Below are 14,315 nucleotides of genomic sequence, written 5' to 3' on the forward strand. Positions count from 1 at the left end.
CGCCCCTTAGCCGCCACGGGGGACTGGGATTCAGTCGCCCAGCCCGAGCCGGAGTTCGAGCTCGAGTTCGAGTTCAAGCTGTTTCAACTACAAACTTCCTGCGACACCCCTTAAACTTCCTGCTCCCTTGCCGTTCGCCAGGCTGCCAGCCGCGTCAGGTCTCAATCTGGCGACGACGCCAACTGAAGAGTTCTCACACCCATGAGCGACACTGTTAAATACCTGCTCGACGAAGAGCACCTGCCCAAGACCTGGTACAACATCAACGCCGACATGCCCGAGCCCATGGCTCCGGTGCTGCATCCGGGTACCAAGCAGCCGATCGGCCCGGATGATCTCGCCGTGATCTTCCCGCGCGCGGTGATCGAGCAGGAAATGAGTACCGAGCGCGAGATCGAAATCCCCGAGCCGGTGCGCGAGGTCTACCGGCAATGGCGCCCTTCGCCGCTGTTTCGCGCCCGTCGCCTGGAGAAGGCGCTCGATACACCGGCGCGCATCTACTATAAGTACGAGGGCGTCAGCCCCGCCGGCAGCCACAAGCCCAATACGGCCATTGCGCAGGCTTTCTACAACAAGCAGGAGGGCGTCAAGCGCATTACCACCGAGACCGGCGCTGGCCAGTGGGGATCTTCCCTGGCGCTGGCGGGGACCTTCTTTGGGCTTGAGATCGTCGTCTACATGGTCCGCGTCAGCTTTGACCACAAACCCTATCGGCGTGCCTTCATGGAGACTTTCGGCGCCCAATGTATCGCGAGCCCCAGCAACACCACCGAATCCGGACGTGCGATTCTCGCCGAGCATCCTGACAGCACCGGCAGCTTAGGTATTGCGATCAGCGAGGCGGTCGAACTCGCCGCTCAGCGCGATGACACCAAGTACGCGCTCGGCAGCGTGCTTAACCATGTGCTCTTGCACCAGACGGTGACAGGTATCGAGGCCAAGGAGCAGATGGCCATGGCCGATGATTACCCGGACATGGTGATCGGCTGCACCGGCGGCGGCAGTAATTTCGCCGGGCTGGCTTTTCCGTTTCTTGAGGAGCGGCTGCGGCGCGGACGTGACATCGAGTTCATCGCCGTGGAGCCATCGGCTTGCCCGACCCTGACCAAGGGCGCCTTTGCGTATGACTTCGGCGACACCGCCCATCTGACGCCCCTGGTCAAGATGTACACCCTGGGCTCTGGTTTCGTGCCCCCGGGCTTTCATGCCGGCGGGCTGCGTTACCACGGCATGGCGCCGCAGATCAGCCACCTGAGCAAGCTCGGGCTGCTCAACCCGCGCTCCTACAATCAGCTCGAATGCTTCGCCGCCGGCATTACCTTCGCCAAGGCCGAAGGCATCCTGCCTGCGCCGGAGGCCAACCACGCGGTACGCGGTGCGATTCACGAGGCGGAGAAATGTCGCGAATCGGGCGAATCCAAGGCGATTCTGTTCAACCTATGCGGCCATGGGCACTTCGACATGCAGGCCTATATGGACTACACGGCCGGCAAGTTGAAGGATCTGGTCTACGACGAGTCCGAAGTGGCCATGGCACTGGCAGGGCTGCCCTCGGTCGGCTGAGCCGGGAGCTGCGCGCCGAAACCCGGCGCGCTTCAAGTTCCACTCTCGAGTTGGTAAGCTGCCGGGTTTTTGGCAGCCTGCGCCAGCGTGAGAGGTTCAAGACTCCGAGTTGGCCGGCGCGACCCTGGCCGATATCGAAGAGTACCGCCTCGGCGATGACATCGCCAAGGCCTTCAAACGCCAGAACCCCGTGCGCGCCGCTCAGCTGACACGGACCTCAAGCGATCCCCACAATCGCGATTACTTCTTCAACTCAATCGAGCGCTGGTATCAGGCCGCGCTGGGCATGAAACCGCCCGCGCGGAAAGCGCTTCTGACCGAACTGCGCGACAGCTGCCGGATCGTCGATGAAAATCATCCGCTGATGATTGAAATCGCGACCGCGCTCAATGAGCCCCAGACCCCATGACCAATCCATTCGCCATCCTGTCCCTCGGGCCCGCCGCCAGCAAGCGTGAGATCCTGGTGGCGGTCGCCGCGGAACTGCGCGCCGGGCGCTTTGACGCGCGCGTCATCGCCGAGGCACAGAAGACCCTGTTCGACCCTCTGGCCCGCACAGTCGCCGAATTCGAGCACTGCTTCGATGCATGTGGCCGCTCGCCCAGCCCTAAGCCAGACCGGGAGCCAGACCGGGAGCCAGATCTGGAACCGCCCGGATCGCCTGATCCGAGCGCCGCGACTCGAACGGCTCTGTTGAGTGTCAAACCCAGCACTCAGCGACAAGGAACGGCTCAGGGCCAAGCTGATCGTGCTCCAACGCGCCACGCTCGGCTTGAGCGCCGAGCTTGAAGCGCACAAGCGCGAGACGCGAAATCAGGAGGACGACCTGTTCCTGGAACTGGTCGGGGTGCTCGACGCCTTCGAGAATCTGTTCAACAACATGGCGCCGATGGATGAGCAGGGCTCGCTCGACAAATCGACCAAACGGGCGTTCAAGAGCGTCCGTGCCATTCACAGAAAGCTCAGACGCCTGCTGGAGGCGCGCGGCATCGAACAGCTCGATTTTCCCGATGGTCGCGCCCTACTCGGGCGCTGCAAAGTCATTGAGACCCAGGCCAGGGACGACGTCGAGGAAGGAACCATCCTTGCGGTAGTTCGCAACGGCTACCACCGCGGGGAGCAGATCCTCAGACCGGCGGAGGTTATCACCGCGTCGCGCAGCCGAGCAGCGACCGCAACGCACCAAGACCCATGACCCATGACCCATGACCCATGACCCATGACCCATGACCCATGACCCATGACCCACCAAGGGCGCTGACGCAACAGATCGACATCCCCTTTGACCGGTCCAGGCGCTGCCGCTCGGGATTGCGGCTGATTATTCCTTAATTTCGTATGGCGTGACTCGCGCCTGCTCGATGCGATAGCCGGCGTTGCCGAGGTCGCTGTCGAATTGCTCCACCTGCATGGTGCCCTCGACCCAGACGGTGTCGAACAGGGCGCCGACATAGGGTCGACCCTCGCGCGTTTGCACATAGACGGTCTGATTAGCCGGCGGCGGCGGCACATGGATGCAGGCGCCGAAGTAGGGCACCAGCAGGAAGGCATTAATCTTCTCGGCCTGAAGGTCCACCGGCACCACGAAGCCGGGTAAACGCACCCGTCGCCCGTCCAGCTCTGGCACGACCGGAGCCTGCTGCCACAGTGCCTGGAGTTTATCCATCAGTTCTGCGGCGCGCGGGTCTTCGTCGGCCACGTCCTCGACATTGAAGTCCTCGAGCAGCTTTTCCGGTTGCCAGTCGGCGGGCAGCAGATCGTCCCAGGTTAGCTCCTCAGCCGGCTCGGACGCGTCATCGTCCTGATTGCCGCAGCCCGCGACCAGCAGCGCCAGCATCACGCCAAGCGCCACACCCCATCGCCGCGTAGACCGCGCCCCAGCCGCGCACGAACCCCCTTGCCCAGTTGCTCTCATCGCTCACACCTATAGCCGATTGTCACCGCGCCCTCACGCAATCCAGCCCTGTATCAGGCACCAAGTTAGTCTGGCATCAATAGTTTCACGCGCTTACTGGCCGATCTCCTGTCGAGCTCAGCTCCCGTCCGGTCCGGATGTTTGTCCAGAGGCGGCGAGCGCTGAGTGCCGACGCCAGCGGAGCCACAGCCGCTTTGCCACCAGTGCCACGAAATAGGCACTGCCCGCCAATACAATGATAGTCGGTCCGGCGGGCCAGTCCGGCGCATAGGACAGCGCCAGACCGCCGCTGGTCAGCAGCGCGCCGAGCAGCGTCGCCAGCAGCATCATCACCGCCAGGGAGCTGGTCCAGAGCCCGGCAATGGCGGCCGGCAGTGTCAGCAGCGCGATAACCAGGATCAGGCCAACCACCTGAATCATCAGCACCACGGTGATCGCCACCAGCACCAAGAGCGCAAGATAGAGCGCGTTGACAGGAATGCCCCGCAGCCGCGCGAACTCTTCGTCAAAGGCCACGGCGACGAACTGCCGGTAGAAAAGAGTCAGGCTGATCAGCAGCACGCCGTCGAGCAGCGCCATGAACACCAACTCACGTCGGGGAACCAGCAAAATACTGCCGAACAGAAAGCTCATCAGGTCCGATGTGTAACCGGGCGTCTTGGCAATAAATAAAATGCCGACGGCCATGCCGATGGCCCAGAGCGCGCCGATGGTGGTGTCCTCGCGGGCGTCCGAGTAAAGCCGCACCCAGCCGATCAGCAAGGCCGCCACCACCGCGGCGACCAAGGCTCCGAGCAGGGGATCGAAGCTGAAATAGACCGCCGCGCCCATCCCGGCCAGCACCGAGTGCGCGATGCCGCCAGCCAGAAAGGTGATGCGCTTGACCACCACAAAGGGCCCCATCAGCCCGCAGCCAAGGCTTGCCAGTAAGCCCGCGACCAGCGCCTGTTGCAAAAAGTCGTGCTGGACCAGCGCGGCGAGGAACTCAGTCATGGCGCTTTATCCGCCTGATAACCTGACCGGCACCTCGGCGCAGCGGTCGAAATAGCTCCCCTCCGCTCAGTGTGCATGCACAATCCCCCGGACCTGCTCGCCATAGAGGTCAGTGATCACGTTCCCGTCAATCTCCCCCGTGGTGTGGCAAACCAGCGTGCGATTCAGGCAGGCGACCCGGCTAACATAGCCAGAGATGAACGCAATGTCGTGGGAAACCACCAGAATCGTCATGCGCGCGTTCAAGCGCGCCAGCAGCTCGAAGATTTCACCCTCAAGGCGCTGATCGATGTTGGCCGTGGGCTCGTCGAGAATCAGAATCTCCGGCTCACTGACCAGCGCGCGGGCAAGCAGCACCCGCTGCAACTGCCCACCGGAGAGCTTGCCGATCGGGCGCCGGGCCAGGTCCTCGGCCTCAACTTCGCACAGGGCGCGCTCCATGGCTTGGTGATCGCGCGGCGAATAGCGCAGCACCAGCCCGCGCGTTCCCAGACGGCCCATCAGCACGGCGTCGCCCACGGTGATCGGAAAATCGCGCGCGAAAGCGGGATATTGGGGCACATACCCAATCCGCCGACGCGCCTGCTTGGGGGCCAATCCGAGCACCCGCAAACGCCCGCCCGTGGGCTCGAGCAAACCAAGAATCAGCTTCAGCAGGGTACTCTTGCCGCCAGCATTTGGGCCGACCAACCCGAGGAATTCACCACCCGCAACCGCGAGGGTCACATTCTCGAGCACCCTCAGACCGTCGTAGGCGAATGACAGGGCCTCGACCTCGATGACTGGAAGCGGGGGCACTGGAGCGGTAGACACTGGAGCGGGTTGCTCAGACTTGGGGTTCACTGGCGCGCATCATTGGCTTGGCTTGGATGCCGCGGCGTCCGCAGACGGACCGGCAATGACTTGCGCCAAGGCACGCAGACTCTCGGCGTAATCGACCGAGAGCGGATCAACGCTAGCGACCCGCCCGTCAATCGCCTGCGCCACCCGCCGAGCGGCACGCTGATCGAACTGCGGCTGCACCACAACCACATGAATATCCGAGGCACGCGCCTGCTCGATCACCACCGCCAGCCGCTTGGCTCCCGGCTCTTTTCCCTCAAACTCAACCGGAATCTGGCGCAGGCCATAGGCATCAGCAAAATACCCCCAAGCTGGGTGGTACACCATGAAAGACCGCTGTGCGATTCCACGCAGCCGCGCGGTCAGTTCTTCATCCAGAGCCTGAAGCTCGCGGTCGAATGTCTGCTGCCGGGCCAGATAGGCATCGGCATGGGCCGGATCGAGGGCGCTCAGGCGCTCACGAATCCGCACGATCATCTCGCGGACAAGGCGCGGACTGGTCCACACATGCGCATCAAGCTCGCCATGCTGTCCGGTGTTGCCATGCTCGTGCGCCCCATGAGCGTCGTCATGGGCATGGGCCTCCATCGGACGCAGCGGCAGACCTTCGCGCAAATCCAGCACCTCCATGTCAGGATTGGCCGCGCTGATCCGACGCATCCAGGCGTCTTCAAACGGCACGCCAACCCGCACATAAAGATCTGCCTGCGCCAGCGCCGCGACCTGCTGCGGACGCGGCTCGTAGGTGGCAGGACTTTGGCCGGGTAACACCATGACATCGACCTGCACATCATCTCCGCCAACCCGCTGCACGAAATACTGCACCGGGAGCACACTGGCGAATACTCGCAGACTCGGCGCCGAGTCCGCGCGAGCGCCGGGCGAGCACAGCGCCACCAGCAGCACCAACGCAGGCACCCGCCCGATACCGCACGACCAGCACGCCCAAGTCGCCCGCACATAGAAGCGGATATCTATAGATCGATGCCTGAAGCACCTCATCCCGGCAAACCTCCGTTTAGACGACATCGGCCAGGCAAAATTAGCCAATCTCGGTCAAGCCGGCCTGGATCAATCCAGTCTAGATCAATCAGGCCAGATTTTCAGACAAGCCCAAATCAGACAGAATGCAAAACAAATCCAGCTGCTATGTTATAACAAAACAAGCAACATCGAGTTACCGCACATCCCACCGTCCTGACCACCACACACCTAAAGTTAATGATTTCAGCCATAGCGCGCGCAGGCTTGGGCCGCCAATTATTGGCCGTGCTATATTTGTCGCCCTGTCGGCCTCATGTATAATAGCGCGCGATGGACGGACCGCTGTAGCGATCCTGCTTGCAATCTCGACGAGCCTTGTTGTGCCCCATTTGGCCATTGGCCATCGGCTTCGAAGCTGGGTCGCAAGCCGGGTCGCAAGCTGCCCCGGCAGCGGCGCATCATACACAACAATTACGCAACCGGGTTCGCTTTTCGGGCACTTGGTCCAAAATGCTCGAGTTCCCATGGGAGGGCTAAAAGAAGTGGCCAAAACAATCATGGTAGTTGACGATTCCGCCTCGCTGCGCAACGTCGTCTGCATCGCGCTGAAAGGGGCCGGCTACGATGTGATCGAGGCCGGCGATGGGAAAGAGGCCTTGTCCAAGCTCACCGGACAAAAGGTTCACCTCATTGTGAGCGACGTTAACATGCCCAACATGGACGGCATCACCATGGTGCGTGAGATCAAAAAGCTCCCCGCCTACAAATTCACCCCGATCATGATGCTGACGACAGAAAGCCAGCCGGAAAAGAAGGCAGAAGGCAAGGCCGCCGGCGCCAAGGCCTGGCTGGTCAAGCCCTTTCAGCCTCCTATCCTGCTCGACGCTGTCTCTAAGCTGGTTTTACCCTGATTTTTCACTGCTCGCCCTCGCGGTCGAACTGCTTCTCGGGGTTGCCGCGGCTGAGTCGAGCTCAAAAGCCCGCGCTCGTTAGGTGATGTGCGATGCCCTTGTTCAGCCGCAACCCCAAGCCACTCGTCCATGTACACACTGCAGCCACCGAGCTGACCTTGACCAGTCTTGCAGGGCGAGTCTGCCCCTGACGCGCTGGTCTCAGGCCCTGTTGACGTGAGAAAAACCGTCTATGCTGTAACTTGGGAGAATGGCTATTTTCCTTGCCGGTTTTTTGCCGCTGTTTCCATCAGTTGACAATGACAAGTGACCCGCAAGGTCTGTCAGCCAATAGCCACTGAACAATCGCCGGCCCTTGGAGCTGCTCGATATGACGACCGACCAACCGACGCCCTCGGCGGACACCCTCGCCTACGAAGGGGAAATGACCATCTATAGCGCATCGGCCAATTTTCAGCGGCTTAAGGAATTCATCGCCAAGCGTTCCCCTGTGCATCTGGACCTGTCGAAAGTCACCGAAATCGACAGCTCCGGACTGCAAATCCTGCTCTACGCCCAATCCGAGGCTGACGCGCATGGGCTGGATTTCTCCGTCGCCGCTACTAGCGAGGCGATCGATGACATGCTCGATCTGCTTTTTCTGAGACGGACCTTCGGGTTGCCAACGTCCACCGCGTCGAGGGAGGCTAGCTCATGAATATGGATGCCGCCCGGCAAGCCTTCCTTGAGGAAGTCGAAGAACTGTTGCAGTCGATGGAAGACGCGCTGTTCGCGCTTGAATCCAGCCCCGATGATAACGAGGCGCTGAACGCAGTCTTCCGTGCCATGCACACCATCAAAGGCACCGGTGGTGTCTTCGGCTACACGCCCATTGTCGATTTCACCCATGAAATCGAGTCGGTGATGGAGGAGGTCCGCTCCGGGCGCGAGCCCATGACAGATGCGCTCGTCAGCATCCTGTTTGAGTGCCGCGACCACACCGGCAATCTGGTGCAGGCCGTGGTCTCCGGGGACAGCGAGGACAGCATCGACATCGGCCCCGAACTCACCGAGGCCGGCAAGACCTTGGTCGCCAAGCTCGCCGCGCGCAACGGCGCACCTCCAGCGCCAGCTTCTGCTTCTGCTTCGGCTCAGGATGCAGCGGCAGACGCAAGCACCACGGCCAGTGGCGACGACGACCAGCCAAAGTACCTGCCAGTGGCCAGCGACGCCTGGATCATCGCGCTCGACTTCGGACCCGAGGCCCTGCGCAACGGCATGGACCCGATCTCCTTCCTGCGCTATTTGAGCACCCTCGGCAACATCGTCGATGTCGCCACTATTCCCATGTGGCCACCAAGCCTCGACAACGTCGACCCGGAAAGCTGCTACCTGAGCTTCCGCATCAGCTTCCGCAGCGAGGCTGACAAACCCACCATCGCTGGAGTCTTCACCTTTGCCGAAGACGACTGCGACATCCGCATTCTTGCGCCCGAGACGGCACAGGAAAAATACCTCGAGCTGCTGCAGCGCATGCCCGACGATCACATCAGCCGCATCGGCGACATGCTGGTTGAAGTCGGCGCACTAACCCAGCAGGAGCTAGAGCGCGCGCTCGCCTCGCAAGGGACCACGGCGGAGGAGGAAAGCGAGGACGAAGCCGCCAAGAAACGCCGCATCGGGGAAATCCTGGTCGAGCAAGGCTCGGTCAAGCCGGCCCTCATGGAGCAGGCGGTCAAGACGCAAGAAGCGGCGCGCAAACGCCAGGATGAGAACCGCTTCATTCGCGTCGACGCCGAGCGTCTCGGCCACCTGATCAACCTGGTCGGCGAGCTAGTCACCAGCAGCGCCGCCATCCGGGTGATGGTCGAGCGCGCCGGTGTCGAGGACATGGCCGAAGTGGTCGACAGCGTGGATTATCTGGTCGAGGAAATCCGCGACAACGCGCTGCAGCTGCGCATGGTTCCCATTGGCGACAGCCTGTCGCGATTCCGCCGCGTGGTGCGGGATTCCAGCAAGGACCTCGGCAAGGAGATCGACCTCACCATCACCGGCGGTGAGACAGAGCTCGACAAGACACTGATCGAAAAGATCACCGACCCCCTCACCCATCTCATTCGCAACGCCATCGACCACGCGATCGAATCCCCCGAGGAGCGCCAGCGCGTCGGCAAGCCGACCACGGGGACAATCCTGTGCAACGCCTTCCATGACTCGGGGCATATCGTCATCGAGATCAAAGACGACGGTGCCGGCCTCGATGCCGGACGCATCCGCGCCAAGGCAGAGGCCAAAGGGATGGTCAAGCCCGAGGATGTGCTGAGCCACGAGGAAACCCTGCGGCTCATCTTCGAGCCCGGGCTGTCCACCAAGGATACCGCCAGCAACCTGTCCGGGCGCGGCGTGGGCATGGACGTGGTGCGGCGCAACATCGAGGCGCTGCGCGGCTCGGTGGAGCTCGAAAGCGAGTTGGGTAAGGGCACAAAAGTGACCATCATCCTGCCGCTGACGCTTGCCATTATCGACGGCTTTTTGGTTGGTGCCGGCAAGGAGAAGTTCGTGATTCCGCTGTCACAGGTCTCGGAGTGCGTCGAGGTCAACCCAGCTGATACGACAACGACAAATCGCAATGGCGAACATTACGTCAACCTTCGTGGAGAAGTGCTACCCTTTATCCGACTGACCGAATTATTCAACAGTCCAATGGGAGAGCGCAAAGCCGCGCGCGAGAGCCTGGTCGTGGTGCGCTTCGGGCATCACAAGCTCGGGATTGTCGTGGACACCTTGCTGGGAGAATTGCAGACAGTCATCAAGCCCCTGGGCAGCCTGTTTGAGAACCTGCAGGGCATCGCCGGCGCCACAATTCTCGGCACCGGGGACATCGCACTGATTCTCGACGTTGCCGAATTGGCCAATGCCAATATTGGACAGCATCACCGTCGCATCGCTGCCTAGAGCGCTGCTTTTGCTTGCCATCGGCAATTTCCGGCCCCATAACCTGGCGGCTACAGATTTATTTTTTTGACGCTTTTTGTTGTTGTCATTTTGCCTCGAGACGGAGAATTCGATGCTTAGCTCCCTGACCATGGCCAAAAAACTGATTCTTGGCTTCGGTATCGTCCTGGCCCTGCTCGTCATCGTGAGCGGGTTTGCGTACGTCACTATCAACAACGCTTCGACCGACTTCGGCGAGTATCGCCGCAAGGCCCGAAACGCGAACCTCTTGGGCGAGCTTCAGGCAGCCATGCTGATGGGTCGCATGAACGTCAAGGACTTCCTGATCACCAAGGGCAGCGACAAGGACAAGGCCGAGTTCCACCATTACAAGCAGGAGACCTTGCGTCTGCTCGGCGAAGCTGAGGGACAGATCAAAAATCCCGAGCGCCAAGCAAAAATTCGCCAAGCTCAGACGCAAATCGAGACCTACGTCACGACCTTTAATGCGGTTGAGGTGGAAATGGCCAACCGTAACCGCCTGGTCGATGAGGTCTTGGCCAAGCTCGGGGCGGAAATCGAGCATGGCTTGACGGAAATCTTCGAAACGGCGTTGCGAGACGGCGACCCGGAATCCGCGAGCGATGCGGCTGCGGCCTTGCGCCACATTCTGCTTGCACGTGTCTATTTGATGAAATACGTCGATGACAACCTCAAGGAAAGCCAGGACCGCGTGCGCCAAGAGTTGGAAAAGGCGACGCAGACTTTCGACGTGCTCGACCGGGGGTTGCAAAACCCCACCCGGCGCAGCATTCTCGCCAATATCCGGACGCTGGAGAAGGAATATGCTTCGAACTTCACCGGTCTGGTGACAGCCATCGACACGCGTAACGACCACGTGGTCAACACGCTCGACGTTCTCGGCCCCGAATTTGCGGCCCTGCTCAATGAGATCAAGGTCGCGATCATCAAGGAGATGGACGAGCTTGGCCCCAAGGTCCAGGCCGCCAACGAGCGCGCTGTCTTTATCATCTCAGTGCTTTCTGCCATTGCCCTGTTGTTCGGCATCGTCATCGCCTGGCTGATCATCCGCGGTGTCATGGCGCAACTTGGTAAGGACCCTGCCGTCATCGCAGATGTCACCAAGCGCGTTGCCAACGGCGATCTCGGCATCGAGTTCGACCAGCAAGGCTTGCGCGGTGTTTATGGCGACATGCACGGCATGGTGCAGCAACTCCAGCAGATTGTCGGCGAGGTGCGGGTCGGCGCCGATAACCTGAGTTCCGCCTCCAGCGAGGTCAGCTCCACCGCCCAGGCGCTGAGCCAGGGCGCGACCGAGCAGGCCGCGAGCGTCGAGGAAACCACCGCGAGCATCGAAGAGCTCAACGCCTCGGTCCAGCAAAATACCGAGAACGCGCGCGTCACCAACGGCATCGCCAGAAGCTCGGCCGACGAGGCCCGTCAGGGCGGCGAGGCGGTCACCCGCACGGTCGCGGCAATGAAGGAGATCGCCAGCAAGATCGGCATGATCGAGGAGATCGCCTACAAGACCAACCTCCTCGCGCTCAACGCCGCCATTGAGGCCGCGCGCGCCGGCGAGCACGGCAAGGGCTTTACCGTGGTCGCCGCAGAGGTGCGCAAGCTCGCTGAGAACAGTGGCGTGACCGCGCAGGAGATCAACCAGCTCGCCACCAACAGCGTCTCCATTGCCGAAGACGCCGGAAAAGTGCTTGAGCAGATGGTTCCCAACATCGTCAAAACCGCCGAGCTGGTCGAAGAAATCACTGCCGCTTCCGGCGAGCAGGCCTCCGGCATCGGTCAGATCAACGACGCCATGGGTCAGCTCGACAAGGCCACGCAGCAGAATGCGTCTTCTTCTGAGGAGCTCGCCGCCACCGCCGAGGAGCTCAGCGGTCAGGCCGCGCAACTACAGGAGACCATGGCCTTCTTCAAGCTCTCCGGCGGCAAGCGCGCGAGCCCACCCGGCAAAAGAAGCGCGCCTCCCAAGGCTGCGGCAACGAAGAGCAGCGACGATGGTTTCTCCCGCGACGGCGGAGACAACCTGGATGCACAGGACTTCGAGCGCTTCTAGGCGGAGAACCCTATGACTGATCAGGCGACTGCATCAAGGGCGCCCAGCACCGGCGCCAACGACCTGGGCGCCGGAGATACGGCTCAGTATCTGACGTTTTCGGTTTCCGAAGAACGGCTTGCAATGTCGATTGATGCCGTGCAGGAAATCATCGAAACACCACGGATCACCCAGGTCCCGATGACACCCGATTACATTCGTGGTGTCATCAACCTGCGCGGTAATGTGGTGCCCGTGGTCGATCTCGGCGCGCGCCTGAGCCGCGGTGCACTGACCATTTCCAAACGCAGCTGTATCGTCTTAGTCGAGGTAAAGTCCCAGACAATCAGCCATCATCTGGGCATGTTGGTCGACGAGGTGAACAACATCCTCGAGATTCCGCATGATGACGTCAAACCGGCACCGGAATTCGGCTCGGAGATCCGTACGGATTTCATTGAGGCAATGGGCCGGGTGAACGATGTCTTTATCATCATTCTGGCGGTCGACAATGTATTGTCAATTCAAGAGCTGGCATCGCTCAAGAAGCTGGTAGAGGGGGCAAGCCTGGACGGCCCAAATGTGGGGAGCTGACTCCAAGACGGCGAGCGAGAAAAACCCGGCAATCGAGGCTCTGGCCGAGCTCGATCCGATTTCCGACAAAGCCTTTGAGCGATTTCGCAAATTCATTTACGAAAAGGCGGGGATCAACCTCGCCCCGCACAAGCGCCAGCTGGTTAGCTCGCGCCTGCAAAAGCGGCTGCGCCACTACGGTCTGCGCAACTACGACGCCTACATCGACCTGATTTCGAAGCCCGATAAGGAAACTGAGCGGCGCCATCTGGTTGACTTGCTTACTACCAATGAGACCTACTTCTACCGCGAGCCGGCGCACTTCGATTATCTGCGCACAAAAATTTTGCCGCAGTACCGCAACCGCCAGCTGCATGTCTGGAGCGCCGCCTGCTCAACCGGTGAGGAGGTCTACACCTTGGCCATGGTGCTGGCGGAAACCCTGGGACGTGGCGACTGGGATATTCTCGGCTCCGACATCAACTCCCAGGTGGTGGCCACCGCAAAGCTCGGCATGTACCCACTCGAGCGCGCCAAGAATCTCCCGCGAGAGTGGCTGTCGAAGTATTGCCTGAAGGGTGTGCGCGCGCAGGCCGGTAATCTGCTGATCATTCCCAAGATGAAGGCGCGCACGCGGTTTGAAGAGCGCAACCTCAAAAAACCCCGCGACGACAGCCGTCAGTTTGAGATTGTATTTTTACGCAACGTACTCATTTACTTCGACACGCCAACGAAGCAATTGGTGTTAGACTGCCTCAGTCGGGCAATCGCTCCAGGCGGGTACTTGTTCATTAGCCATGTCGAGTCTCTCCACGGCGTCAAGACCGATCTGACTAGTATTGGCCCCTCGATTTTCAGAAAACCACCGCGCTGAGCGCGCACATAAACCGTCCACGCCTCCACTTGCTGTCGCATGAATGCCGCCGTAAAAGCGCAACCTCAGATTGAAAAGTGCGTCATTCACGCCGGAGAGCATCACGTCTCGCGCAAGCCAATCGTGCTCTCGACGCTGCTCGGTTCCTGCGTGTCGGTGTGCCTGTACGATCCAATCACCCGCGTGGTCGGGATGAATCACTTTTTGCTTGCCACCCGTCACCCGAGTCAAGACCCGGTTCTGGCCTCGGACGCCGGGCGCTACGGGCTCGGCGCCATGGAACTCCTCATCAACGACATGCTCAAGCTCGGCGCCCGTCGCGCCAATCTGCGCGCCAAGGCCTTCGGCGGCGGCAATGTTCTGGCCACACGCCTGAATGAACTACCCGATCGCTTCAGCATCGGCAAGATCAACGTCGAGTTTGTACAGAAGTTTCTCAACGAAGATCGCATCCCCCTGGTGGCGCAGGATTTCGGCGGCGACATGGGCCGGCAGATTCGTTTCGAGAGCAGCGATTTCTCGGTCTACCTCAGACGCATCCCGATCAAGCGCGCCAGCCGCATTCTGGTCGAGGAAAAACAGTACTTCGACAAGGAGCTCAAACATCAACGCGAAAAAAGCAGTGTCGAATTCTGGTAACCCGACGTCGGGGCCTTGGCTCCTGGCGGTTTCGGC

The 14,315-nt window shown here is 60.9% G+C and carries 15 protein-coding genes; 11 read left to right on the forward strand and 4 right to left on the reverse strand.

Features of this window, described 5'->3' with window-relative positions; all coding sequences use genetic code 11:
• The first annotated feature begins 201 nt into the window (after window positions 1-201).
• From Thiosp_RS23085 to Thiosp_RS23100, 4 genes are all read left to right on the forward strand, one after another.
• Entirely contained in the window at window positions 202-1,563 is a 1,362-nt protein-coding gene (locus tag Thiosp_RS23085; protein ID WP_201068286.1) for a TrpB-like pyridoxal phosphate-dependent enzyme, read from the forward strand.
• A gap of 109 nt (window positions 1,564-1,672) precedes the next feature.
• Window positions 1,673-1,972: a hypothetical protein gene (locus Thiosp_RS23090; RefSeq protein ID WP_201068287.1), complete on the forward strand. Its 300-nt coding sequence runs from the start codon at window positions 1,673-1,675 to the stop codon at window positions 1,970-1,972.
• On the forward strand, window positions 1,969-2,352 hold the full coding sequence (locus Thiosp_RS23095; RefSeq protein WP_201068288.1) for a hypothetical protein: 384 nt from the start codon (window positions 1,969-1,971) through the stop codon (window positions 2,350-2,352). Before Thiosp_RS23090 ends, Thiosp_RS23095 begins: the two co-directional genes overlap by 4 nt.
• The gene (locus Thiosp_RS23100; protein ID WP_201068289.1) at window positions 2,312-2,758 is read left to right on the forward strand and encodes a nucleotide exchange factor GrpE; all 447 of its coding nucleotides are present in this window, start codon (window positions 2,312-2,314) and stop codon (window positions 2,756-2,758) included. The genes Thiosp_RS23095 and Thiosp_RS23100 overlap by 41 nt, the downstream gene beginning before the upstream one ends.
• Window positions 2,759-2,884: 126 nt before the next feature.
• Here Thiosp_RS23100 and Thiosp_RS23105 read toward each other — a convergent pair whose 3' ends face one another.
• The 4 genes from Thiosp_RS23105 to Thiosp_RS23120 all read right to left on the reverse strand — a co-directional run bounded on the left by Thiosp_RS23105 (window position 2,885) and on the right by Thiosp_RS23120 (window position 6,232).
• On the reverse strand, window positions 2,885-3,400 hold the full coding sequence (locus tag Thiosp_RS23105) for a DUF3299 domain-containing protein (protein ID WP_242518826.1): 516 nt from the start codon (window positions 3,398-3,400) through the stop codon (window positions 2,885-2,887).
• A gap of 195 nt (window positions 3,401-3,595) precedes the next feature.
• Window positions 3,596-4,471 (reverse strand): metal ABC transporter permease, encoded by an 876-nt coding sequence (locus Thiosp_RS23110; RefSeq protein ID WP_201068291.1) that lies wholly within the window; start codon window positions 4,469-4,471, stop codon window positions 3,596-3,598.
• A 66-nt stretch (window positions 4,472-4,537) separates the two neighbouring features.
• The gene (locus Thiosp_RS23115) at window positions 4,538-5,284 is read right to left on the reverse strand and encodes a metal ABC transporter ATP-binding protein (RefSeq protein WP_323696723.1); all 747 of its coding nucleotides are present in this window, start codon (window positions 5,282-5,284) and stop codon (window positions 4,538-4,540) included.
• A gap of 39 nt (window positions 5,285-5,323) precedes the next feature.
• Window positions 5,324-6,232, reverse strand: coding sequence for a metal ABC transporter solute-binding protein, Zn/Mn family (locus Thiosp_RS23120; RefSeq protein ID WP_323696724.1), 909 nt, complete (start codon window positions 6,230-6,232; stop codon window positions 5,324-5,326).
• A 590-nt stretch (window positions 6,233-6,822) separates the two neighbouring features.
• Here Thiosp_RS23120 and Thiosp_RS23125 point away from each other — a divergent pair.
• The 7 genes from Thiosp_RS23125 (at window position 6,823) to Thiosp_RS23155 (ending at window position 14,279) form a co-directional block, all read left to right on the forward strand.
• Window positions 6,823-7,209 (forward strand): response regulator, encoded by a 387-nt coding sequence (locus tag Thiosp_RS23125; RefSeq protein ID WP_207188122.1) that lies wholly within the window; start codon window positions 6,823-6,825, stop codon window positions 7,207-7,209.
• 370 nt (window positions 7,210-7,579) lie between these two features.
• Window positions 7,580-7,906 (forward strand): STAS domain-containing protein, encoded by a 327-nt coding sequence (locus Thiosp_RS23130; protein WP_201068294.1) that lies wholly within the window; start codon window positions 7,580-7,582, stop codon window positions 7,904-7,906.
• Window positions 7,903-10,143 carry a chemotaxis protein CheA gene (locus tag Thiosp_RS23135; protein WP_201068295.1) on the forward strand — a complete coding sequence of 747 codons (2,241 nt, stop codon included), beginning with the start codon at window positions 7,903-7,905 and terminating at the stop codon, window positions 10,141-10,143. The genes Thiosp_RS23130 and Thiosp_RS23135 overlap by 4 nt, the downstream gene beginning before the upstream one ends.
• A gap of 112 nt (window positions 10,144-10,255) precedes the next feature.
• Window positions 10,256-12,214, forward strand: a complete 1,959-nt coding sequence (locus Thiosp_RS23140) for a HAMP domain-containing methyl-accepting chemotaxis protein (RefSeq protein WP_201068296.1) — start codon at window positions 10,256-10,258, stop codon at window positions 12,212-12,214.
• 12 nt (window positions 12,215-12,226) lie between these two features.
• Window positions 12,227-12,787, forward strand: a complete 561-nt coding sequence (locus tag Thiosp_RS23145) for a chemotaxis protein CheW (protein ID WP_201068297.1) — start codon at window positions 12,227-12,229, stop codon at window positions 12,785-12,787.
• Window positions 12,774-13,640, forward strand: coding sequence for a CheR family methyltransferase (locus Thiosp_RS23150; protein ID WP_201068298.1), 867 nt, complete (start codon window positions 12,774-12,776; stop codon window positions 13,638-13,640). Before Thiosp_RS23145 ends, Thiosp_RS23150 begins: the two co-directional genes overlap by 14 nt.
• 39 nt (window positions 13,641-13,679) lie before the next feature.
• Window positions 13,680-14,279, forward strand: coding sequence for a chemotaxis protein CheD (locus Thiosp_RS23155; RefSeq protein ID WP_201068299.1), 600 nt, complete (start codon window positions 13,680-13,682; stop codon window positions 14,277-14,279).
• Window positions 14,280-14,315 lie beyond the last annotated feature (36 nt).

It is taken from the genome of Thiorhodovibrio litoralis, assembly GCF_033954455.1.
In the GTDB taxonomy this organism is placed as follows: domain Bacteria; phylum Pseudomonadota; class Gammaproteobacteria; order Chromatiales; family Chromatiaceae; genus Thiorhodovibrio; species Thiorhodovibrio litoralis.